The 24586-nt window shown below is 35.7% G+C and carries 22 protein-coding genes, 3 riboswitches and 1 other annotated feature; of the genes, 16 read left to right on the forward strand and 6 right to left on the reverse strand.

The window, feature by feature from the left end; translation table 11 throughout:
- Positions 1-40 precede the first annotated feature (40 nt).
- Positions 41-2230: a DNA topoisomerase III gene (gene topB / locus DN408_RS14435; RefSeq protein ID WP_002140241.1), complete on the reverse strand. Its 2190-nt coding sequence runs from the start codon at positions 2228-2230 to the stop codon at positions 41-43.
- Between the two features lie 228 nt (positions 2231-2458).
- Positions 2459-2568: riboswitch (TPP riboswitch) on the forward strand.
- 72 nt (positions 2569-2640) lie between these two features.
- Between topB and thiM the strand changes: the two genes are divergently transcribed.
- Both thiM and thiE read left to right on the forward strand, forming a co-directional pair.
- On the forward strand, positions 2641-3447 hold the full coding sequence (gene thiM, locus DN408_RS14440; protein ID WP_002186837.1) for a hydroxyethylthiazole kinase: 807 nt from the start codon (positions 2641-2643) through the stop codon (positions 3445-3447).
- Between the two features lie 16 nt (positions 3448-3463).
- The gene (gene thiE / locus DN408_RS14445; protein WP_002186839.1) at positions 3464-4123 is read left to right on the forward strand and encodes a thiamine phosphate synthase; all 660 of its coding nucleotides are present in this window, start codon (positions 3464-3466) and stop codon (positions 4121-4123) included.
- Between the two features lie 87 nt (positions 4124-4210).
- Here the strand turns inward: thiE and DN408_RS14450 are convergent, their stop codons facing one another.
- On the reverse strand, positions 4211-5524 hold the full coding sequence (locus DN408_RS14450; protein WP_002029556.1) for an anaerobic C4-dicarboxylate transporter family protein: 1314 nt from the start codon (positions 5522-5524) through the stop codon (positions 4211-4213).
- Between the two features lie 282 nt (positions 5525-5806).
- Positions 5807-5891: riboswitch (cyclic di-GMP riboswitch) on the forward strand.
- A 142-nt stretch (positions 5892-6033) separates the two neighbouring features.
- Between DN408_RS14450 and DN408_RS14455 the strand changes: the two genes are divergently transcribed.
- From DN408_RS14455 to DN408_RS14480, 6 genes are all read left to right on the forward strand, one after another.
- A complete protein-coding gene (locus DN408_RS14455) occupies positions 6034-7773 on the forward strand; it encodes a methyl-accepting chemotaxis protein (protein ID WP_002186840.1) in 1740 nt (579 codons plus the stop codon).
- 61 nt (positions 7774-7834) lie between these two features.
- A riboswitch (TPP riboswitch) is annotated at positions 7835-7936 on the forward strand.
- Between the two features lie 101 nt (positions 7937-8037).
- The gene (locus DN408_RS14460; RefSeq protein WP_000082898.1) at positions 8038-8358 is read left to right on the forward strand and encodes an MTH1187 family thiamine-binding protein; all 321 of its coding nucleotides are present in this window, start codon (positions 8038-8040) and stop codon (positions 8356-8358) included.
- Complete coding sequence (locus tag DN408_RS14465) at positions 8330-9103, forward strand: ABC transporter permease (RefSeq protein ID WP_002091231.1); 774 nt, start codon at positions 8330-8332, stop codon at positions 9101-9103. Before DN408_RS14460 ends, DN408_RS14465 begins: the two co-directional genes overlap by 29 nt.
- The gene (locus DN408_RS14470; RefSeq protein WP_002186845.1) at positions 9100-10098 is read left to right on the forward strand and encodes an ABC transporter substrate-binding protein; all 999 of its coding nucleotides are present in this window, start codon (positions 9100-9102) and stop codon (positions 10096-10098) included. The genes DN408_RS14465 and DN408_RS14470 overlap by 4 nt, the downstream gene beginning before the upstream one ends.
- The gene (locus DN408_RS14475; RefSeq protein ID WP_002124980.1) at positions 10095-10844 is read left to right on the forward strand and encodes an ABC transporter ATP-binding protein; all 750 of its coding nucleotides are present in this window, start codon (positions 10095-10097) and stop codon (positions 10842-10844) included. Before DN408_RS14470 ends, DN408_RS14475 begins: the two co-directional genes overlap by 4 nt.
- Before the next feature lie 445 nt (positions 10845-11289).
- Complete coding sequence (locus DN408_RS14480; RefSeq protein ID WP_002167016.1) at positions 11290-12822, forward strand: ABC-F family ATP-binding cassette domain-containing protein; 1533 nt, start codon at positions 11290-11292, stop codon at positions 12820-12822.
- A 472-nt stretch (positions 12823-13294) separates the two neighbouring features.
- Here DN408_RS14480 and DN408_RS14485 read toward each other — a convergent pair whose 3' ends face one another.
- Positions 13295-15319: a glycosyl hydrolase family 18 protein gene (locus tag DN408_RS14485; RefSeq protein WP_078179057.1), complete on the reverse strand. Its 2025-nt coding sequence runs from the start codon at positions 15317-15319 to the stop codon at positions 13295-13297.
- A gap of 372 nt (positions 15320-15691) precedes the next feature.
- Between DN408_RS14485 and DN408_RS14490 the strand changes: the two genes are divergently transcribed.
- From DN408_RS14490 to DN408_RS14520, 6 genes are all read left to right on the forward strand, one after another.
- Entirely contained in the window at positions 15692-16063 is a 372-nt protein-coding gene (locus DN408_RS14490; RefSeq protein WP_002010200.1) for a DnaJ family domain-containing protein, read from the forward strand.
- A gap of 10 nt (positions 16064-16073) precedes the next feature.
- Positions 16074-16388, forward strand: coding sequence for a thioredoxin family protein (locus DN408_RS14495; RefSeq protein ID WP_002063639.1), 315 nt, complete (start codon positions 16074-16076; stop codon positions 16386-16388).
- Between the two features lie 13 nt (positions 16389-16401).
- Positions 16402-16653 (forward strand): hypothetical protein, encoded by a 252-nt coding sequence (locus DN408_RS14500; protein WP_000394370.1) that lies wholly within the window; start codon positions 16402-16404, stop codon positions 16651-16653.
- Positions 16654-16946: 293 nt separating this feature from the next.
- Entirely contained in the window at positions 16947-17528 is a 582-nt protein-coding gene (locus DN408_RS14510; protein ID WP_002124986.1) for a TetR/AcrR family transcriptional regulator, read from the forward strand.
- Between the two features lie 66 nt (positions 17529-17594).
- A complete protein-coding gene (locus DN408_RS14515; RefSeq protein ID WP_002124988.1) occupies positions 17595-18812 on the forward strand; it encodes an MFS transporter in 1218 nt (405 codons plus the stop codon).
- A gap of 71 nt (positions 18813-18883) precedes the next feature.
- Positions 18884-19135, forward strand: coding sequence for a helix-turn-helix transcriptional regulator (locus DN408_RS14520; protein ID WP_003187029.1), 252 nt, complete (start codon positions 18884-18886; stop codon positions 19133-19135).
- Positions 19136-19210: 75 nt separating this feature from the next.
- Here the strand turns inward: DN408_RS14520 and DN408_RS14525 are convergent, their stop codons facing one another.
- Both DN408_RS14525 and DN408_RS14530 read right to left on the reverse strand, forming a co-directional pair.
- Positions 19211-20494: an MFS transporter gene (locus DN408_RS14525; RefSeq protein ID WP_002169236.1), complete on the reverse strand. Its 1284-nt coding sequence runs from the start codon at positions 20492-20494 to the stop codon at positions 19211-19213.
- Between the two features lie 108 nt (positions 20495-20602).
- Entirely contained in the window at positions 20603-21916 is a 1314-nt protein-coding gene (locus tag DN408_RS14530; protein ID WP_078179058.1) for an alkaline phosphatase family protein, read from the reverse strand.
- A gap of 154 nt (positions 21917-22070) precedes the next feature.
- Here DN408_RS14530 and DN408_RS14535 point away from each other — a divergent pair, with 154 nt between their 5' ends.
- A complete protein-coding gene (locus DN408_RS14535; RefSeq protein ID WP_147740221.1) occupies positions 22071-22364 on the forward strand; it encodes a YesK-like family protein in 294 nt (97 codons plus the stop codon).
- A gap of 93 nt (positions 22365-22457) precedes the next feature.
- Positions 22458-22665, forward strand: a binding site (T-box leader).
- Between the two features lie 45 nt (positions 22666-22710).
- Positions 22711-24141, forward strand: a complete 1431-nt coding sequence (gene proS, locus DN408_RS14540; protein ID WP_078179246.1) for a proline--tRNA ligase — start codon at positions 22711-22713, stop codon at positions 24139-24141.
- 268 nt (positions 24142-24409) lie between these two features.
- Here proS and DN408_RS14545 read toward each other — a convergent pair.
- On the reverse strand, positions 24410-24586 hold a 177-nt coding region (locus tag DN408_RS14545), incomplete at its 5' end, for an LPXTG cell wall anchor domain-containing protein (RefSeq protein WP_141110072.1).

Consider the following 24586-nt stretch of genomic DNA (forward strand, 5'->3'; position numbering starts at 1 on the left):
TATAAGGGGATCATATCAATAGAGGTAGGAACCTTTTTATTTAATCAAATTTTAATTTCTTTAATGCTTCTGCGAATGGATTGTTTAATGGTTCTTCCTCTTTGTTCTGCTGTTTCATATATTTTTGAACGTCGCGTTTATCAGCTTTGCTGCCGGATTCTTTTTTACGTCTCTCTTGGAATGTAGAAAGTTTCTCACGATAGCCACATTTACATGCGAAAATTTGGCCTGCTCCTTCACCACGAAGTTCTAGTTTCTTTTTACACTGAGGACAGCGTGCATTTGTAGTGCGGGATACATTTTTACGGTGACCACATTCGCGATCTTGGCATACAAGCATTTTACCTTTTTTACCGTTTACTTCTAACATTGGTTTACCACAGTCTGGACAAGACTTCGTTGAAATGTTGTCGTGTTTATATTTCTTATCACTCGATTTAATTTCAGCAACAATTTCTTTCGTATAGTTCTTCATTTCTGAAATGAATACTTCTTTCTTTAATTTTCCTTTAGCGATAGCTTCTAACTTTTGCTCCCATTCACCAGTTAGTGTAGGAGATTTCAGTTCTTCTGGCACTAAATCAAGTAACTGACGGCCTTTTGAAGTAATGTGAATATCTTTACCACGTTTTTCAAGCAAGAACGAATTGAATAACTTGTCGATAATATCAGCTCGTGTAGCTACAGTACCTAATCCACCAGTTGACTTTAACGTGTCAGCAAGTTGTTTGTTTTGCGTATCCATGTATTTTGTTGGGTTTTCCATCGCTGAAAGTAATGTTGCTTCATTAAAACGTGCAGGTGCTTTCGTTTGACCTGATGTTTGGACAATTAGTTTTATGTTTAATGTATCGCCTTTTTCGATGCGAGGTAAGATTTGTTCTTTTACATCATCGCTTGCATCATCATCTTCAAATCGATTTGCATAAACCTCTTTCCAACCAGCATGTAAAATCGTTTTTCCGCGTGCGATGAACGTTTCGTCACCAATTTTCGTGCGCAATGTTAGTTGTTCATATTCAAAGGCCGGGAATAAAACAGCTAAGAAACGTTTTACAACTAAGTCATAAATTTTACGTTCTTTATCTGTGAAAGCTGAGAAGTTTACATAGCTCTCTGTTGGGATAATTGCGTGATGATCACTTACTTTACTATCATCAACAAATGATTTATTAGATTTTACAGGTTTCTGCAATACTTTATGTGCTAAAGGACGGTATTCTCCAACTCCGCAAGCCTTCAGACGCTCTGGAAGTGTTCCGACAATATCAGATGAAATATAGCGTGAATCTGTACGAGGGTACGTTAAAACTTTATGTTGTTCATATAATTTTTGCATAATGTTTAATGTTTCTTTCGCAGAGTAACCAAATATTTTATTCGCATCACGTTGTAGCTCAGTTAAATCGTAAAGACCAGGAGCGAACGATTTCTTTTGTTTTTTATCAATGTCTACAACAGTAGCATTTTGCTTACTAATTTTGTTCACGATTGCATCAGTTTTTTCTTTATTAAAGCTACGGCTATTTCCTTTTGTATCTTGCCAAGTTAGCTTTAATCTCTCAGCTGTTTGAGCTTCGATACCATAGTAAGTTTGAGCTTTGAAATGTTTGATTTCATCTTCACGGCTTGCAATCATGGCTACAGTAGGTGTTTGAACACGACCACAATTTAGTTGGGCATTAAAGCGAGTAGTTAATGCTCGAGTCGCATTAAGTCCGATATACCAGTCAGCCTCTGAACGTGCGACCGCTGAAGCGTATAGATTGTCATATGCTTTTCCTGGTTTTAAATTTGCGAAGCCATCTTTAATTGCTTTATCGGTAACAGATGAAATCCATAGACGTTTAATCGGTTTCTGCATTTTAACTTTATCGATAATCCAGCGTGCGACCAACTCGCCCTCACGACCGGCGTCAGTAGCTATAATGATTTCATTTACATCTTTTCTAAGAAGCTGACTTTTTACAGCGTTAAACTGTTTCCCTGTTTGTTTAATAACGGTTAGTTTTAAACGCTCCGGTAGCATTGGTAAATCTTCTAAATTCCACTGTTTATATTTCACATCATAGCTTTCTGGATCAGCTAATGTAACGAGATGACCTAAAGCCCAAGTAACAATATATTTACTACCTTCAAGATAGCCGTTCCCTTTTTTATCACATTTCAGTACACGTGCGATATCACGTGCAACAGAAGGTTTTTCAGCAATTACAATACTTTTTGCCATATTTAAAAACATCCTTTCAAATTTCCATACGTTAAATATAGCATACATCTTTGTTCTATTCAGTCTTGCTGACGGTTTGAGTTATTTGTGGTGAAATATACGTGTGAGAGTTTTACTTATATAAAGGCGAAGAATGGTTGAACCAGGAGAGTTCTGATCTCTATCATTCTATAAAAGTAAAGAACTTGTTATTTTACTAGAATAAGAGTAGACTTTGAAGTAGATGAATAATAAACACATGGGAGTTTGTGGATGCAAACTGAGAGTATGACTAGTCCGTCATTGACCATTTGAACCTGTTGGATAATGCCAGCGTAGGGAGAGTGTAAAAGCACATGTTCAGGCACTTTGCGTACGCGCAAAGTGCCTTTTTGTGTATCTCCCATTACTATAGTTAGGAGATGAAAAGGATGAATATGAAAGAAATTAGTAAAGTAGTGGATTTGGTGAGAGAGTCTAATCCACTCGTGCATAATATTACAAATGTTGTTGTAACAAATTTTACAGCAAACGGTTTGTTAGCATTAGGAGCATCACCTGTAATGGCGTATGCAAAAGAAGAAGTAGCAGAAATGGCTAGCATTGCGGGAGCCCTTGTTTTAAATATGGGTACACTTCGTCCTGAAGAGGTAGAAGCGATGTTACTTGCTGGTAAATCAGCAAATAAGAATGATGTACCAGTATTGTTTGATCCAGTTGGGGCAGGAGCAACTTCTTATCGAACAGAAGTTGCGAGATATATTCCAGCTGAAATCGATTTAGCTGTTATCCGCGGAAATGCGGCTGAAATAGCTAACGTTATTAATGAGAAATGGGAAATTAAAGGTGTAGATGCTGGTACTGGAAACGGTAATGTTGTAAATATTGCAAAACAGGCAGCGGATGAATTAAATACAGTTGCGATAATTACTGGACAAGAAGATGTTGTTACAGATGGAGAGCGAACTATTCTTATTCGAAATGGCCATCCTATTTTAACGAAAGTTACTGGAACAGGTTGTTTACTAACTTCTGTAATAGGAGCATTTGTAGCGGTAGAAAAGGATTATGTAAAGGCAGCAGTAGCCGCATTAACATTCTATGGAGTAGCAGCAGAAGTAGCGGCTTCGAAAACAGTAGAGAATGGACCAGGAAGCTTTCAAATTGAATTTTTAAATCAGTTAGCGAATACAACTTCAGATGATATTGAGAAGTATGGAAAGATTGAGCTTATATAGTAAGGAGGGGAACTAGATGCCGCGTATTACAAAGGCTGAAATGTCTAGGTTATTACCAGTATATTTTATTATGGGAAGTAACAATTGTACGAAGGAGCCACTACAAGTATTGAGAGATGCACTAGAAGGTGGTATAACAATTTTTCAACTTCGTGAAAAGGGAGAAGGGGCTTTAACGGGAGAGAAACGTATTGATTTTGCGAAAGAACTACAAGCGCTTTGCAAGGAGTACGGTGTACCATTCATCGTAAATGATGATGTGGAACTAGCCCTCGAGTTAGATGCAGATGGCGTGCATGTTGGACAAGATGATGAAGGAATTACATCTGTTCGTAAAAAAATGGGAGATAAAATTATTGGAGTATCTACACATACAATTGAAGAAGCACGCTGGGCGATTGAAAATGGAGCCGATTATTTAGGAGTTGGTCCAATTTTCCCGACGAGTACGAAAAAAGATACGAAAGCGGTTCAAGGAACGAAAGGTCTAAAGTATTTTAGGGAACAAGAGATTACAATACCGATCGTTGGGATTGGCGGTATTACAATTGAAAATACAGCTTCTGTTATAGAAGCGGGAGCGAATGGTGTTTCAGTTATTTCAGCGATTAGCTTAGCTGAATCTGCGCATGAAAGTACGAAGAAATTAGCTGAGGAAGTAAATAAGAGTTTGTAGAGTTGCAAAAAAGTTGTTTCGTTTATTTAAACAAACGTTTGATTAAAAAAGCACAAACCCTTTAAAATTGCAGGTTTGTGCTTTTATTTAAAACATAATTGAAATTAAGAGCATTCCAATTCCGATAGAAGTAAAGGTTGCGATCAGGCCAGGAATCATAAAGCTATGATTTAAAACATATTTACCAATTCCTGTTGTACCAGTACGGTCAAAGTTAATTGCAGCAACGATTGTCCCGTAGTTTGGAATGAAGAAATATCCATTTACTGCAGGGAACATCGCAATAAGTAATGCCGGCGGAATACCAAGTGATAGTCCGAGTGGCACTAAAGCACGAACTGTTGCTGCTTGGCTATACAGTAAAATAGATAGAATGAATAGTGCAATAGCAAATAGCCATGGTGCACTTGTCACTAAGTGTTGAATTGATCCTTGAATTATATTTAAGTTTCCGTTGAAGAAAGTATCTCCCATCCAAGCGATACCAAAAATAGCAACAACTGCTGTTGCGCCTGCTTTAAAGACGTTACCAGTTACAATGCTTTCCACATTTGGTTTACAGAAAATAATAATGAGAGCAGCAATGGTTAACATGACCATTTCAATTGTGTTTGGCATGGAAAGACGAGCTAACTTCCCGTCAACCATCCATCCCGGACGAAGGGCTTCAAATGAACCAAGAAGTACGACAAGGAAAGTTCCTACTAGGAAAAGGATAACTGATAATTTAGCGCCTTTTACACCCGCAAATTCTTTTTTCTCTTCAAGTTTAGGGATCATTCCCTCTTTTAATCGCTTCAAGTATTCAGGGTCTTCATTTAATTCTTTTCCCATTTTACTAGCAACGAATGCAGCTACCATACAAGCAATAAAAGTAGAAGGGATACTGACTTTTAAAATATCTAACAAGGTGATTTTATAGTCGGCTAACATTGCTAAAAGTGCAACTGTTGCAGCCGATATTGGACTAGCTGTAATTGCCTGCTGGGAAGCGATAACGGCAATTGACATTGGTCGTTCAGGTCTAATTCCTGATTCGCGAGATACTTCGGCGATAACGGGAAGTACAGAATAAGCGACATGACCAGTTCCCGCGCATAGCGTGAATAAATAAGTAACAATAGGAGCAAAAAATGTAATACGCTTTGGATTTTTTCGTAATGCTTTCTCAGCAAGGTAGACAAGGTAATCCATTCCTCCAGCAGCTTGCAAAGCACCGGCAGCTGTAATTACTGCTAAAATCATAAGCATTACATCAATAGGAGGAGCTGTAGGTTGTAAGTGGAAGACGAAAACAAGTATTGCCATACCAACGCCACCCATTACTCCTAGACCAACTCCGCCTAAGCGTGCACCAATAAAAATGCAGAGTAGTAACGTAAGAAATTGTAGCCAAAACATGATAAACTACCTCCGAAATTCGTAAGTTAAGATATATTCGAATAATTTAATTTGAAAGAAAATTAAATTAATATCCGGAATAATCCTTGTGTTGTATACGTTTTTTATTATATAACACAAGAAATGTAACATTCACGAACTTTGTTAAATTATTTCGAAAAAATAATACATTAAAACTTTATATTTAAATCTCTAAATAAGTGGACATTTTAATTTTTATGTTGTAATCTGTGAAAGAGAATATTTAAATTCTCATAGAACTCCCATATCGTTCAACTCGTTCAGCGAGAAAGGCAAACTGATGGAAACATGAGGGCGCAAAACTACAGGGGCTAAGGTCAAATGACTATGCTAGCCAGTTACCGGACGGATAGGGTTGGTTTTGACCAATGCTTTTTCATTGGTCTTTTTTTTATTTGTAAACAAATGAGAATTGTTATCATTTATTGATGAGGTTTATATTTTAATAGTTTTACTTTATACTAAGTTAATTTAGAAAGGTGATGTTAATGGGAAAGTATTGGCGCAAGCTATCATTTCTTCAAAAAAATGTATTGTTAACTGTATTAGTTATTTTGACGCTTGTTGGTAGTATGGGGGCGTTAAGTTTTAACATGTTTCAAAATAGTATGATGTCTATATTTGAAAGGCATTCTTTTGAAACAGGAGATACGGTATTACATAAATTAGACGCAGAAATAGTGAGAGATGTTGCAAAAAATCCAACGGCAGAAAGAGAAAAGAGAGAGAAGTTAACAGAGAAATTAGATGAATCAACGGAAGAATTGAACAGTGTTGGACAAACGTATATTGTTGGAGCAAAAGAAAATGAAAAAGGTGAGTTACAAATCGTCGACTTGTCTACAGACTTAGCAAATGTTGTTGAAGTAAAGCCAGGGGACTATTATAAACAACCAGATCTTTGGATGAAAGCATATGATAAGGTAATGAGCACGAAAAAAGCAAACATGACAGTAGTATATGAAGACGCATTAGGATCATGGGTAACGATATTAGAGCCAATTAAAGATGGAGAAGATAATATTGTGGCAATTGTTGCAGCCGATGTAGATGCCTCTATTGTTCCTATTACAAAGGGAAAATTCATTATACAAGGTTTAATGTTTATTTGTATTTCTGTTTTAATTGCAACTGTTATTCAATTCTTAATCGTACGTAACGCACTTGCTCCATTGCGGGATTTACGTGAAGGGTTGCGCAAAGTCGGTGAAGGTGATTTAAGTATTAAATTAGAGGAAAGACCAGATGATATTGGTATTATTAATGCGTATTTTAATAATACCATCGAGAAGTTTAAAGGAATTATAGATAAAGTGAAGCAGACAGCAGAACAGGTTTCCTCATCTTCAAAAGAATTGTCAGTGAGTACGAAAGAGAATAGCATGGCAGTTCAAGAAATCGTAAGTTCTATGGTTGAGTTAAGAGCTGGCGCCCAGTCACAAGAAACTTCAGTACCACAGTATTTAGGTATTGTATATGAAATGGAAGATAAGATGGAAGAGATAACGAATGCTGCAAAACAAATGGCGAAAGAGTCTGAAGGTATAGAGCATCATTCAGGAAAAGGAAATGGTGTTATTAAACAGGCGATTAATCAAATGAACATAATACAAAATGCAGTACAAGATTTATCTTCTATTATTTATTCTTTGGAAGCAAGATCAAAAGAAATTAGTGATATTGTAACTGAAATTACAGGTATTTCAAATCAAACTAATTCGCTAGCTTTACATGCTACTATTGAAGCTTCACGTGCTGAGGAAACTGGAGAGGGATTTGCCGTTGTTGCTGATGAAGTGCGTAAATTAGCAGAGCAGACGGAAGCATCAGCAAAAGATATAGCAAAATTAATTGGGGAAACACAAGCTGGAACGGAAGAAGCTGTTGTTTCAATGCAAAAAGCTTCAAAAGAAGTAGAATCAGGAATTAAACTTGTTGAAAGTAGTGGTGCTTTCTTTGAAAAAATTTCGAAATCAGCACAAACTGTTACCAATCAAGTTAGAGCTGTTTCTAGCAATTCAAGTGATATATTGCAAAATAGCCAAAATATTGTTCGTGTTGTAAATGAACTATCACTTATCGCAAATAAGTATGCGAATAGTAGTAGTAATGTTCAAGAAAGTATGAAAGAACAGGAAATGTCTGTACAAGATATTGCTGAATTAGCTAGTTCTTTAAGTTGGCTTTCACAGGAGTTACAAGAGTTAATTGGGGAATTCAAAAGTTAAATGAAGTGATTATGCATGCTTTTGTTTGTTCAATAAAATAAATCATGCTACAATGAAAACGAATTAAGAACCGGGGAGCCAATTGGCTGAGAGGATGTAAGTATACATCGACCCTCAACCTGATCTGGATAATGCCAGCGTAGGGAGTTACTTTAAAGTGATGTAGCATAAGTTATTATAGAATAACTTGTATACAAGGCTTTCCTACATGGTAGGAAAGCCTTTTCTTTTTTTGAAACCATATTTTGTAAGGGGGATTTTATTATGTCACAACAAGTTACAATTTCATTTTCAGTAGTACCACAAGCGAAGAACAAAGATGTGTATTCCGTTGTTGATAAAGCAATTGAAGTTGTACAACAGTCGGGAGTTCGTTATGAAGTAGGGGCAATGGAAACAACGTTGGAAGGAGAATTAGATGTACTTCTTGACGTCATTAAACGCGCGCAACAAGCTTGCGTCGATGCTGGAGCAGAAGAAGTAATCACTTCTATTAAAATTCACTATCGTCCAAGTACAGGCGTAACGATTGACGAAAAAGTTTGGAAGTACCGTGATGAATATGCAAAACCAGAAGCGATCTAAAATAATCACAACAATTTGGCTTATCCTTCTCATTGCTATATGGGAAGGATCTGTTTCATTATTTAAAATTGAGCCGTGGATTTTACCGAAGCCGTCTGCAATTGTGCAAGAGTTAATTGGAATGAAAGATTTACTATTACCGAATACAGTGCAAACGTTACAGGAAGTAATAATTGGGTTGTTTTTTGCAATTTTACTTGGGACGAGTATTGCTATCATTATGGATGTCATCCCTTTATTTCGGATTTTAATGAATCCATTGCTCGTTATTTCGCAAACAATTCCAATCGTTGTGCTCGCACCATTATTTATTATTTGGTTTGGATACGGAATGTTGCCAAAAGTAATGGTTGTTATTCTTGTTTGTTTCTTCCCAATTGCGCTTAGCATTTTAGAAGGTTTCCAAACGGTAGATAAAAATATGCTGAAACTGTTACAAACAATGAAGGCAACGAAATGGCAAGTTTACCAGAAAGTAAAGTTTCCAGCAGTACTCCCATACTTCTTCTCAGGTTTAAAAATTGCTGTTACATATAGTGTGATGGGGGCGATTATTGGGGAATGGCTTGGTGCCAGCGAAGGATTAGGAGTTATGCTTACAAGAGCAACAAAATCCTTTTTAACGGCTCGAGTATTTGGTGTTGCAGCGATTATCGTCATGGTGACATTATGTCTGTACTTTATTGTTGAATTTATGGCAAGAATAACAGCACCATGGATATACAGAAAGGGCGGCAGAAAATGAAAAAAGGTTTAAAAATTATGTTAGCTGCATTATTAGCAGTAACTGTTACTGGATGTAATCCGGCGAAGAAAGAAGAAAGTTCAAGTAAAGATAAAAAAGTAAAAGTCGTTTTAGATTGGTTTCCAAATACGAATCATACTGGCTTATATGTAGCGCAAACGAAAGATTATTACAAAAAGCAAGGGCTTGATGTAGAAATTATCCAGCCTGGTGATAATGTAACGGCAGAGCAGATGATTGCTTCTGGGAAAGCAGACTTTGCGATAAGCGCACAAGAAAATGTAACATTAGCTCGTGTTGAAGGAATCCCAGTTGTTTCTGTTGGTGCAATTATTCAGCATAATACCTCTGCTTTTGCATCTCTAAAAAAAGATAATATGACGTCACCGAAAGATTTTGAAGGTAAACGTTATGGCGGCTGGGGGGGACCAGCAGAAGAAGCGACGTTAAAGACGATTATGGAGAAACATCAAGCTGATTTTAATAAAGTTGAAAAAATTATTCTTGGACAAACAGATTTCTTTAAATCAATCGGTCGTGATGCAGACTTTGAATGGATTTATTATGGATGGGATGGAATTGAAGCGAAGCGTCAAGGAAAAGAGTTAAATACAATTATGGTAAAAGACTTAGATCCAGCGCTTGATTTCTATAGTCCTGTTATTATAACAAGTGAAAAACATACGAAGCAAGATAAAGATTTTGTGAAAAAATTTATGACGGCAACGACAGAAGGTTATGATTTTGCAATTAAAGAACCGAAAGAAGCTGCGGATATTTTAATTAAAGCTGTTCCAGATGTGAATAAAGAATTAGTACAAGAAAGCCAAAAGTGGTTAAGTACAAAGTATCAAGATGATGCAAAAGCGTGGGGAGTACAGAAGGAAGAGATTTGGACGAATTACATGAATTTCTTATATGACAACAAAGTTATTAAAAAGAAAATCGATGTAAAAGATGCCTTTACAAATGAATTCCTTCCAAGTGAAAAATGAGTGGATTACAAATAAAAGATATTGTAAAAGCTTTCGATGGAAAGAATGTATTAGCAAATATTAGTGCGTCTATACAAGAGGGAGAGTTTGTCTCTTTTGTAGGTCCGAGTGGTTGTGGAAAAAGTACATTGTTAAATATGATTGCAAGTGTTGAAGAGCCAACGAGCGGAGAAGTGTTTTATAACGAGGAGTATGTAAAAAAACAAGATGTTGTTAGTTATATGCCGCAACAAGATTTATTACTACCGTGGCGATCGGCTTTGCAAAATATCGTTCTTCCATTGGAAATCGAAGGGAAGCCTAAAAGACAAAGGCTGACAGAAGGAATGGAAGCATTAAAGCAATTTGAGCTAGATGAATACGCAGATCATTATCCAGATGAGTTATCAGGTGGAATGCGTCAAAGAATTAGTTTCCTTCGTACGTATTTATGTGAAAAGCCAATTATGCTGCTGGATGAGCCTTTTGGAAAATTAGATGCATTTACAAAAATGGAAGTACACAGTTGGCTTTTAAATTCTTGGCATCAAGAAAAGCAAACAATTGTTATGGTTACACATGACTTAGATGAGGCAATTTTACTTTCTGATCGCGTATTTATTTTATCTCAAAGACCAGCATCAATAGTTGGCGAGGTCCAAGTGGAATTACCTAGGCCGCGAACGATGGATATGTTAACATCTCTTGAGTTAAAGAAGGATAAGGAAGAAATTTTAAGAGTATTGGCTCCTTACATGAAAAAATAGAAAAAAGTCTTTTAACAGTTTTTTGTATAATTGCTGTTAAGAGGCTTTTTTCTATTGAAGGAGAAAGATGAAATCTATAGGGGAAATAGTGGGTTCATTAACATCGGATAAATTGGAAGAAGGAACAAAAGAAAAAATAGAGAATAGAATATAACAGAGTGATTTATACTCTTAATATAACAAACGTTAAAGGAGTGAAAGGATAAAATGACTTTATCAACTGTTCTTCAAATGGTTTTAGCTTGATACGGGAGAAGTCTGCCCATTTTTAAAGATGAAGCTAAATTGAAGACAGCAGGTAAAGAACCTTAATCCTTTCTTACGATAATATGTAATGGGTAAGGTGTATTCACCTTACCCATTTTTATATGTATAACTAAATAAGGCTTTATACTGTTGTTCTCTCTATTTAGCTTATGGATCATAAGAAAAGGAGAGAGAAAAGATGAGTATATTAACAGTAGAAAATGTAAGTCATTCATATGGTGAGAAAACCATTTTATATAATACGTGCTTTCGATTATTAAAGGGCGAACATGTTGGGCTAGTAGGGAAAAATGGAATTGGAAAATCAACATTATTACGCTTGTTAACGGGAGAACTTATACATGATGATGGGAAAATTGAATGGTTTCCACATGTGAAGATTGGCTTTTTGCAACAGCATATAGATTTACAAGAAGGCATAACAATTGAAGAATACTTGCAAAGTGCGTTTTCTAACCTGTATGAGTTGGAACGTGACATGTTAAAACTTACAGAAGAGATGGCTGGAGCAGGAGAAGTAGCGAAATTGTTAGTAAGGTATGGAGAGTTACAAACTATATTGGAGAATTCTAATTTTTATCAAATTCATACAGAAATTGAGGAAGTAGCAACAGGCTTAGGCTTGTTTGAAATAGGATTGGAAAAGGATGTTTCAAAGTTAAGTGGTGGTCAGCGGACAAAGTTGTTACTTGGGAAACTCCTTTTAGAAAAAGCGGATGTTTTATTATTAGATGAGCCAACTAACTATTTAGATACAGCACATATAGAATGGTTGCAATCATATTTACAAATGTATGAAAAAGCTTATATTATCATTTCGCATGATGAAATATTTTTGAACAATATTACGAATGTTATTTATCATCTAGAAGAACGAAAGGTTAAGCGCTATGCGGGAGATTATGAAACCTTTTTGCAAAGTTATCAATTACAAAGGAAACAATTACAAGCGGCGTATGCGAAACAACAAAAAGAAATTGTACATTTAGAGGGTTTTATTCAAAAAAATAAAATTCGTAAAGCGAAACAAGCGAAAAGTCGTGAAAAAGTATTAGAGAAAATGAAAAAGGTTGAAAAGGTTAACGATGTACCTCGCGCCCGTTTTGATTTTAATGTTTATACTGAGCCAGTGAGTCGTATATTACAGGTAGAGAAACTGAAAATTGGTTATGGTGAACCGTTATTTCCGGAATTGGATTTTCAAGTGAAAAAAGGGGAAAAGATTGCGATTATTGGTCATAATGGGATTGGAAAAACAACAATGTTAAAAACATTACTAGGACAAATAAAACCGTTAGGCGGCTCAGTTTCTGTTGGGGAACGAGTAAAACCCGCTTATTTTGCACAAGAGGAATTTTCCTCAGAAATAACTGCACTAGAAAGAGTATGGGCAGGGAGACCAGATATGACAAGAAAAGAAATCCGACAAGCATTAGCAAAGTGCGGATTGAAAGAAGAACATGTATTAAAACCTATCCAGTTATTAAGTGGAGGAGAACAAACAAAAGTACGATTATGCGAACTTATCGTAACTAAAAGCAATGTTTTAATTTTAGATGAACCAACTAACCATTTGGATACAGAGACTAAGACGGATTTACAGGAAGCGTTAAAACAATATAAAGGTACAGTTTTAATTGTTTCACATGAGCCCTCTTTCTATGAAGCATGGATAACGAAAATATGGAATATCGAAAAATGGAACGTTTAACAATAATCACAAAGAAAAGGCATTAGCTTTTATGAGTTAATGCCTTTTCTTTGTGATTAACATGATTTTCGAGAACTCTCAAATGAGAATTGTATGAAAAAGAACTCTTATGGTGCGCTTATAAGCGCACCATAAGAGTTCTTTTTCTTTGGTTATATTTATAATAATACTAGATGCCTTTCCCTAATAGGCTACTATCTTTTTTATATATATAGATAGTTTGAAATGGAATGGAAATGATTCCTATATGTAAAGGATAATGTGATTAGTATGGGAAGACAATAGAACTTAAAGGAAATTCATGTAAAATTCAGATGAACTTCACGCGAACTTCATATTAGAAACTAAATATAATTATAATAGGTTATTATAATATAAATTGTGATTTTTCATAAAATTAAAAGTTTGAATTTAGGATAGAGCACTCAAACCTAAATTCAAACTTTAGTGAAATAATTAATGGAGGTTACGTTTAGTTTTCGTTAATGGATGCATTTACAAGTTCGGCGGGATTGCCTGTTCCTGCCCCTCCGATTGTAACTGATCCACCAGGAGGAATTTCACCATTCCATCCTGCATTCGTAATTACGTAATGATTATTTATTTTACTACTAATTTTAGAATCCCAAACTTGTGTTAAATTGCCGTTATAATCAAATTCTAATTTCCAGTTTTTAACAGGGGTCGTTCCGCTATTTTTAATTATAATTGAGAAGTTGTAACCACTTCCCCAATTTGAAGTGACTGAAAAGGTAGCATTGCCATTTCCACCAGGAGGTGTTGTGTTAGCATCATCTGTTTTTATAAGAATAGAAGTAGGTTGTGATTTGTTACCAGCAGCATCTTTTGCTAATCCTGAAAATGTGTATTCTGTATTAGGTTTCAAGTTTTTAATTGTAATGCTATTTGTTGTTGTACTCCATTTCTCTTCTCCGGCAGTAATTTCATATTCAGTAACGCCTACGTTATCAGTAGATGCAGTCCAGTTTAATTGAACTGAGTTTGAATTTTTATTTGTAACAGCAATATTTTTTACGTTTGTTGGTGGTTCAGTATCTTTTTGAGTAATAGGTCCACCAAGTAATTCTTTTACTAGCGTATCAAGTAATTTTGGTCCACTACAACTATATTTTGGACTTGTACGGCAATCCCCGCTTAGTTCCCAAAACATTGCGCCACTTAAACCCTTTGTCTTTATATAGTCTGTTTTATATTTCATAGATTCATTGTCATCATAGCTAATAAAGGTTCCTGTAGTCGCATTATATAAATAAGGTACTTTCGCTACATCGTTCCATCCGCGAACAAAACCATTTTTATTCACATAATTAGATGCTAAATCACCATAATCGTACACACCTGTGTCACCGGTAGAATAATCATCCCAAGTACCTTTAGAAGCGAGCTTTCCGTCACTACCTGGTTTACAAGGTTGGTATTGCCCATTATTTTCTTTTCCGCAACTTTTCCATCCACGTCCGTAAAAAGGTACACCTAATACGAGTTTATCCGCTGGAACCCCTTCATTTGTATAAATGTCTATCGCACCATCTACGTAAAATTTCGTATCCGCTGCGGGGTCATTTGGATCTTTGTATAGTGCAGCATTATGGTTAGAAGTAGCTTCCCATCCACCGTGGAAATCGTATGTCATAATATTAATCCAATCCAGTATTTGAGAAATCTTCTTTAGCTCTGTATGATCCGCATAACGTTGGCTTGCACCTGACGCGATTGTTAGTAAATATTGTTTACCATCTTCTGCACCAGCTTTCGTTAATGCATTTCGAACATCTTGAAGCAGAAGGGTGAAGTTTTGTTTATCTTCAGGACGATAACTACCACCAGGAATCGTTTCAACACCCGGGTATTCCCAGTCTAAATCAACGCCGTCAAATCCATATTCGCGAAGAAAAGCTACTGTAGATTCAGCGAACACTTTTCTTGTTTTTTCATCAGCGGCCATATCAGAAAAGCGGTTAGACCAAGTCCAGCCACCAACTGAAATAATTGTTTTTAAGTGAGGATACTTAGCTTTTAATCGTTTCAGTTCTCCGAAATTTCCACAGCGGGCATATTTATCACAATCTTCCCAAGTTGTACCCGATCCCGGATAAGATTTTGTGACATCAGCCCATGGTTCACCGAGTACGAGAGTGCCATTAGGGACCTCTTTATTTTGCAGTGGTACACCAGATTCTTTACAGTTCCACGTTTGTTTATTTGGATTATCGGGGTGAGTAGAAGGGTTTCCATGTTTTCCATTCCAGCAAATATCAGCGAAAGCATAGTTTAAATGAGTTAGCTTTGATGCATCAATGTCTGCAACTTGATAATTACGTCCGTAAACGCCCCATGAAGGAAAATACCCAACAATTTTTTGACCTTGCTTTGGTGAATCTGCTAATGCGAAATTTGGAGTAATAAAGTTTGTGAGAAAAAGAGGTAAGAAAAGTAGTAGGGATAGTAATAGCAGCGTGAAGTTTTTTGATCTCATAGTCATTTCTCCTTTCAAAATAAAAGATATATTTAAAGGCATGCGCCAATAAACCAAAGTGAATCTAGACGTATGAAACGTCTAGATAAAAATGATCAGACATCACGAAGTCTATACAAGGGAGCTGGGGGTGATTAAATCGTAGCAAATGCAAGATTTGGTGTAAACGCTTTATTGGATTCACAAAGATTTTCTCAATATTAAATGGCTCTAATACAGACTACACATGAAAATAAAATATTGATTAGGGAGGAAAAGGCTCCTTGTAATTAAATTTGAGAAAAAATTGTATAAAGTCAATTTGTAATAGCGTAGCAAGATGAGAAAATATCATGTAAAATAATAGTAAAAATATGTAAAGGAGCGAATGGTGTGGATGTCTTTTTGAACATTGCTGAAGAAAAAATTCGACAAGCAATACGGAATGGTGATCTCGATCATATTCCGGGGAAAGGAAAACCACTACAATTAGAAGACCTTTCAATGGTACCTCCAGAACTTAGAATGAGTTATAAAATCTTGAAAAATGCAGGTATGATTCCACCAGAAATGGAACTACAAAAAGATATATTAAAAATAGAAGACTTAATTGCGTGCTGTTATGATGAAGTAGAGAGAAAAGAATTACAAGAAGAGTTAACAGCAAAAACGCTGCGTTTTCAGCAGGTAATGGAAAAGAGAAAGATTAAAGATAGTTCAGCTTTTCGTATGTATCAGGGTAAAGTATTTCGTAAATTACGCTAAGAGGGATAAGATGAATACATTTGAAACGATAGAAGAATTAGCGACATATATTGAAGGACAACAATTAGTACTGCTGTTTATTAAAACGGAAAATTGTGGTGTTTGTGATGTTATGTTAAGAAAAGTAAATTGCGTATTAGAGAATTATGATTACGTAGAGAAAGTAGAAATATTACTACAAGACATGCAAGAGATTGCGGGGCGATATGCAGTATTTACAGGGCCAACAGTTTTATTATTTTATAATGGAAAAGAGATCCTTCGTGAATCGCGCTTCATTTCACTTGAAAATTTAGAGAGAACCATTCAATTATTCGAAGATTAAGGGAGGCTTTTATATGGAATTTATTATTGTCATACTATTATTTGTTGTAGTTGGAACGATCGTAACAGCAGTTCGATCAAACAAAAAGAAGGTAAATCTTACAAAACAAAATAACATTCATAATTCATCCAACAGCTCATCACCATTATTTTTCTTTGCTGGATCGGATAATGATAGCTCGCACGATGGAGGTTCACATGATTGCGGAGGTTCTTTTGGTGGAGATAGTGGAGGTAGCTGCGGTGGTGGAGGCGGTGGTGATTGATGAGAATACGCCTTATAGGGGGCGTATTTCTTTTTAAACAAACGTTTGATTAGTTGGCTTACATATGCATAAAAACAGTTAAACAAACGTTTGATTAAATATTTTTAACATGCTAGGGGAAATGAAAAGGGAACCGTATTTCTTACTAAATGAGGATTTAAATTTGGAATAATACATATGATTCGAATGTGGTTTGAAAGTACGTTTTCTTAAATAAGGAGTATAGCCTCTTGCGATAGAGGTTTTTTATTTGTTATTATTAGACTGAACGGTCGGTTTAAAGAGGTGTGAATATGAGAAGAAGCGCAGAAGAGATAAAGAAAGAAATTGCCTATAAAGCAGAAAGTCTGTTTTCACAGAAGGGCTATGCAGCTACATCTATGGAAGAGATTTGTGAAATTACAGAGAGAAGTAAAGGAAGCATTTATTATCACTTTAAAAGTAAAGAAGAATTATTTTTATTTGTAGTGAAACAGCATACGTATGATTGGCTTGAAAAATGGAATGAAAAAGAGAAGTTGTATAGTACTAGTACTGAAAAACTATATGGTCTCGCGGAATATTATGTAGAGGACATACAGCAACCCATTTCAAATGCAATAGAGGAATTCTCTATGAGCCAAGTTGTAAGTAAAGAAATTCTGGATGAACTGTTAGCTTTAACTAGAGAATCATATGTTATGGTTGAGAAATTAATTGAAGCAGGTATACAGTCTGGAGAGTTTCAAGAAGATGATACGCGTGATCTTATGTATATTGTGAATGGATTATTATCGGGGCTTGGAGTACTTTACTACGAGTTAGATTATAAAGAGCTGAAACGTATTTATAAAAAGGCAATAGATGTATTGTTAAAAGGAATGGCAGCTGAATAATAGGTCAGTTTCCTTTCTTACAAAATAAATTAGACCGAACGGTCGGTTTATGAAAGGGGAATGAAAATGAACGCTTTATTTAAAAACCGAGCATTTATGCTCGTTATGGCATCTGATATTTTACAACAATTTGCAATTTGGATCAGAAATATGGCTCTTTTGTATTTCATAATGGAGCGAACGAATAATGATCCAGTTTCAGTTTCTTTATTATCGGTTATGGAATATGCACCTATTTTTATTTTCTCGTTTATCGGTGGGGCGCTAGCTGATCGCTGGAATCCGAAAAGAACGATGGTTGCTGGAGATGTATTAAGTGTACTGTCTATTGTAGGAATTGTCTTGTTGTTAAAGCTGGATTATTGGCAGGCTATATTTTTTGCAACACTCATTTCCGCGATTGTAGGTCAGTTTTCTCAGCCATCATCTTCGCGTATATTTAAACGCTATGTAAAAGAAGAACAGGTAGCAAATGCGATTGCATTTAATCAAACATTACAGTCGCTATTTATGATTTTTGGACCAGTGGTAGGATCGCTTGTGTACACACAACTTGGTTTATTTACGTCACTATATAGCTTAATTATTTTATTTTTGTTATCTGCTATCGCTCTTTCATTTTTACCAAAATGGGTGGAACAAGAGCAAGTGGCGAGAGGTTCATTAAAAAATGATATAAAAGAAGGTTGGAAATACGTTCTTCATACGAAAAATTTACGTATGATTACGATCACTTTCACCATTATGGGCTTAGCTGTTGGACTAACGAATCCATTAGAAGTGTTTCTTGTAATAGAACGGCTTGGAATGGAAAAAGAAGCCGTTCAATATTTAGCCGCAGCTGATGGAATCGGTATGTTAATTGGTGGTATTGTTGCTGCAGTTTTCGCTTCAAAAGTGAATCCGAAAAAGATGTTTGTATTCGGTATGAGCATATTAGCGATGTCATTTTTAGTAGAAGGGTTATCTACATCATTTTGGATTACTAGTTTCATGAGATTTGGAACAGGTATTTGTTTAGCCTGTGTCAATATCGTTGTCGGTACGCTTATGATTCAACTTGTACCAGAAAATATGATTGGCAGAGTAAATGGAACGATTTTACCACTGTTCATGGGGGCAATGTTAATTGGAACTTCACTAGCTGGAGGATTGAAGGAGATGACCTCACTAGTTACTGTATTTTGTATAGCAATGGCACTTATTTTATTTGCGATAGGTCCGGTTTTACGTATGCAAATAAAGAAAGAAGATATTGTGAATCGAGAGGAAATGACGAATTGATTAGTTTCGAAATAGCTATTGTAAGGGAGCAGAATTGCTCCCTTTTCTTGTGGCAATCTTTTGACAATGACATGCCCCAACTATATACTGATGATGTAAAAACGATTTTACAGGTTAGGAGAAACGGTGTGAAAAATCAAATCTATGAATTGCGCACTGCAAATAATATTTCACAAGGTGCATTAGCGGATAAGTGTAACGTATCAAGACAGACGATAAATGCAATTGAGAATAATAAATATGATCCAAGCTTAGCACTAGCATTCCGGTTAGCAGAAGTATTAGGAACAACTGTCGATAAACTATTTTTGTACAAGCTTTAGAGGTTTTAATTGTAGGGCGTTATCGTTAAAAATATAAGAGAAAGATCCCCTTCTTGTGTGAAGGGGATCTTTCTCTTATATTGTTTTAGTTTTCGGATTAGGTGGTGTAACGGACGTATCATTTTCAGGTACTCTAGTTAATAAGAATCCACCGATAATAAATAGGACAATAATACTAAGGACACCAGCGTTTGTTTTTCCTGTTAATTGTGTTGTGACACCTACTAATACCGGACCCATAATTGCTGCGAATTTACCAAAGATATTATAAAATCCGAAGAATTCATTTGCAGATTCTTTCGGTACTAGTTTTGCGAAATAAGAACGGCTAAGTGCTTGAATCCCGCCCTGAGAAGTAGCAACTAACATTGCTAAAATCCAGAAATCAAACGTCGTTTTTAAGAAATAAGCATATGTGCAAATAATGATATAAATGATAATGCCGACATATAGCATTTTTTTACCGGTAAATGTTTCCGATAGTTTTCCATATAATAAAGCAAATGGACAAGCGACAATTTGTGTTACAAATAAGATGATTAATAGATTGGTTGCACTAATACCGAGATCTGTTCCGTAAGCAGTAGACATAGTGATAATTGTATCTACCCCATCAATGTAGAAAAAGTAAGCTATTAGGAACATAAATACAGTTTTATATTCTTTAATATTTTTAAACGTATTAGCAAGGCGCTTGAAGCTCATTGCAATTGGTCTTGGATGACGTTCAATATAGTGTGTTTGCTCTACATTTTTTAGCATTGGTATCGTAAATAGTCCCCACCAAAGAGCTGTTATTGCAAAGGAAATTTGACTAGCAATTCCGACTGATAAGGGGATAGTTCCTTTTTGAGCAAGAATAATAAGAGCAATACAACCGATAAAAGGAATTGTGCTCCCAATGTAACCTAATGCAAAACCTCGCGTAGAAATTCGGTCCATTCTATCTCCAGAGGTAACATCTACTAGAAATGCATCATAAAAAATATTTGCTCCAGCAAAGCCAACTAATGCGAGCATATAGCATCCTAGTAATAAGTACCACTGAGATGTTGGAACAATTGCTAGCATACTTGTAAATACGATACCGAGTCCAAAGAAGAATGTGAAAAATCGTTTTTTAAATCCCTTATAATCAGCAACTGTGCCGAGAATAGGAGCGAGTATAGAAATTAAAAGTGTAGCGACCGAGTTTGCATATCCCCAATAGGCTGTTGAAGTTGCGCCAGATAGTCCAGCTTCTTTTGCAGCTGCTTTAAAGTAAATTGGAAATAATGCAGTTGTAATGACGAGCGAATATACCGAGTTCGCCCAATCGTACAATATCCAGCTTTTTTCTTGTCTGGACATTTTTTTCATATAATGTTCCCCCTTAAATTTGTTCTACTAACAGTGTACAAAAATAAAAATTATAAAAAGAGAAACAGTGATGATTTTTACATAACTTTTACATATATACACAGTTCTTTACAATCGAAGTAAATCCTCTACAATTGCGCCGTCTGTTTCACCTAAGTGCAAACCGAGTAACCTAGCGATAGTCGGACCTTCATCAATCAGTCTCATATACGGAATTGTAACGCCGCTTTGAATGCCTTTCCCAGCAGCCATAAAAATTGTTTCATAGTTAGGTTTTGTTGGGGAATATCCATGTGTTCCAAATGTATATTTCTTACTAGAATTAACATCTTCTTTATTAATTTCTTTTATGAAATCACCTGTATAATTTTCAATGAAGTAATAACCTTCCATGGCCTCTAGCATAAATAAGCAATTACCATCAGCGCCACGTTCTTTTGCATCTTCATCGTGCAGAATAAATTCAATTCCATTTTGTTTATCCTGAAGAAGCTCTTCAAGAAGAAGTTGAATCTCTTTAATCGTTTCAGTATCATTTTTATCCTTTACATGTACGTAGGCAGATCCATCACAGCTTTGGCAATAAGCTTTCCAATCGTGTATTTTTCCACGTTTATTTACGGATATAAGCCCTTTTTGACAGAATAGGACATTTAATTGGATTGCTTTGTTTTCACTTAAAGCGCTATGGTCACCAAGTGCAATAATTGTACTTTCTTCGTATATACCACTTTCTTTTAATGTATGGATAATTTTTCCGAGGCGTTCGTCGTGTCTGTGGATTGCAGCTACTGTTTCCTCAGACTCGAAGCCATGGTAATGTCTTTGAGTATCTAAATCAGTAAAATGTACAAACATAACATTAGGCTTTTTCGTCTGAATTGTATGTACGGCAGAAGCAAGGACGAAATTATCAAGCTCAGGCTGTGACAATCCATTTCGTATATGGCCGAAACGACGATTTAAATCTAATTGATATAGCGGGCTACCGCTAAATAATGAAACTAAAATTTGATTTTGCCACGGTCTATTTGGAAAAATTTCTGGTAAATTGTAATCGATATTTGCTCTTCCAGTAACAGGCCATAGAAGGGCTGCTGTCGTTAAATTTGCTTTGCGTGCTTCATCATATAAAGTTGTCCCGTTAATGGACTTTCGGTACCAATGCCAATCTGGTGACTCACGTCCTGGTTGAAGTAATGTATTGCTGACAACGCCATGCTTATTAGGATAATTACCGGTTACGATTGTTGAGTGGCTTGGATATGTTACAGAAGGATAAATTGGCTCCACTTTTTTCGCAATTGCGCCCCTTTTTATTAAAGTTTGGAAATTAGGTAGTTTTTGTAATATAGGAAAATCTAAAGCTGATAAGCAGTCAAAAGATAAAATAATGACGCGATTTGTTAATGCTTTATCCATAAAGTTTCCCTCCTGATTATATAAAACCTATTCTTATATATTACTATTAATACCTGGTAATAAAAATATATTTTTGAATAAAATTTCGTTATTTATTTTCAGAAAAATTAAACATATAATAAGTATAAGGGAATGAATGGAAGGAGGGAATACTATGGATTGGCTAGATGGATTTGGTATCTTTTACATCATTGGTGGAGTCACCGTTCCCCTTGTATTTTTTATGTCATATTTACTAAAGAAACGTTTTCCAGACAAACAGTTTGATATTATATTTGCACTTAGTTTAGTACTTCTTTGTTTAGCTTTCTTTCCTGTAACAATGATCGCTATTGGTGGTTGGGAAGGAATGGGATACGGATTTATTTGTTTCTTCGTTTTAATTGGTACACTAATTGGTATGGTTGCTCATCAACTTGTAAAAATAGTTCGGAAAAGTTACGTATAAAACAGTGATAATTGAAAATAATGTATAAAAATAAGAAAATTGGCTCTTGTTTTGAAATAAAATTTATATTATGATATTCAACAAATTTATTTTGTTATAACGATGAAAAAGGAATAGTACATGTCTTACCTTTTGGCAGAGAGAGAATCCTTTTGGCTGGAAGATTCTTAAAGAGGCGATATGGAACCTACCTTTGAGTTCTGCATATGCAGCGGGAAATTCCCGTTATCAAAAAGAGAGCATACTCAATTTTTTTGTGTATGAATCAGGGTGGTAACGCCGACAAAGCTCGGTCCCTATTTGGGGACGCGGGCTTTTTCTATTTTCTAAAGGAGGAAGAATAACTATGGTAAAAGAACAAGTACAAGCCATTACGAAAATGGAAGAAGACTTTGCTCAGTGGTATACCGATATTGTAAAAAAAGCGGAGCTTGTTGATTATTCAAGTGTGAAAGGTTGTATGATTTTACGTCCATACGGTTATGCATTATGGGAAAATATGCAGAAAGTGATGGATGAAAAATTAAAAGAATCTGGTCATGAAAATGTGTACATGCCAATGTTTATTCCAGAGAGTTTATTACAAAAAGAGAAAGATCATGTTGAAGGATTTGCTCCTGAAGTAGCATGGGTTACTCATGGCGGAGATGAGAAATTGGCGGAAAGACTTTGTATACGTCCTACATCTGAAACTCTATTCTGTGAGCATTTTTCAAAAATTGTTCAATCATATAATGATTTACCAAAGTTATATAACCAGTGGTGTTCAGTAGTTCGTTGGGAGAAGACGACGAGACCATTCCTTCGTACAACTGAATTTTTATGGCAAGAAGGTCATACGATTCATGAAACGGCAGAAGAATCTCAAATTGAAACATTAAATATTTTAAATCTATATGCTGCTTTTTGTGAAGAGTATTTAGCGATTCCGGTTATTAAAGGGCAAAAAACAGAAAAAGAAAAGTTTGCAGGAGCGAAGGCAACTTATACGATTGAAAGTTTAATGCATGATGGAAAAGCACTTCAAACAGGAACATCTCATAACTTTGGAACGAATTTCTCTGAAGCATTTGATATTAAGTTTTTAGACCGTAACGGTAAATGGCAATACGTACATCAAACATCTTGGGGTGTATCAACAAGAATGATAGGTGGACTTATTATGGTTCATAGCGATAATAACGGACTTGTAATGCCGCCAAAAGTCGCTCCAGTACAAGTTGTTATCGTTCCTATTGCTCAGCACAAAGAAGGTGTGTTAGAAAAAGCAACAGAGTTGCACGGACGTATTCAGAAGGTTGCACGTGTAAAAATAGATGCTAGCAATAAAACACCTGGCTGGAAATTTAATGAGTATGAAATGAAGGGTGTTCCAATTAGATTAGAAGTTGGTCCAAAGGATATTGAAAAGAATCAAGTTGTACTTGTAAGGCGAGATACGAAAGAAAAAGAGTTTATATCAATGGATCAATTAGAAGAACGCATTCCAGTACTACTTGAGGAAATTCACCATTCTTTATTTAGCAAAGCAAAAGTATTTCGCGATGAGAATACGTATAGTGTGACGAATTTCGAAGAGATGAAAAAAGCGGCTGATGAAAAGCAAGGATTTATTAAAGCGATGTGGTGTGGAGAACTAGCTTGTGAAGAAAAATTAAAAGAAGAAGTTGGAGTATCTTCACGTTGTATTCCGTTCGAACAAGAAAGTTTAGCTGACGAATGTATTTGCTGTAGTAAAAAAGCGAAGCAGATGGTGTATTGGGGAAAAGCGTATTAATGCTCTTTCTACTAGATGGCAAAAAGGACTTTGATTGCATAATAAAATGCAATCAAAGTCCTTTTTAGTTTTATCCCGCTATTTGTCAGGCAGTAAAACTCCCACTTCAAAATTCGGCTGGAGCAAAGAAGTTAGGTGGGAGCCCTGCTGCCCGTAAAAGCCCGATTGGTGAAGGTTAATAATCAGTGGGGGATGAACAAAATCCCCACTGATTAAAGTTTCACTTTATAATCTGTTTCATGTATTTTTAGATGGAAGGATGATTTTTTTATTTTGCGTTTTTACGACGAATAAATAGTAACACACCAATTAGGAATGTCGAAAGACCAATTAAAATAGATGCAGGATAATGCGTTGCAGTATTAGGCAATTTATTGCCTTGTTTTGTTGCATTATCTTTTGCGTTACCGCTTTGAGAGCCGCTATCGCCTTTAACACGGTTGCC

The sequence above is a fragment of the Bacillus sp. AR13-1 genome, from assembly GCF_008042285.1.
Lineage (GTDB): Bacteria > Bacillota > Bacilli > Bacillales > Bacillaceae_G > Bacillus_A > Bacillus_A mycoides.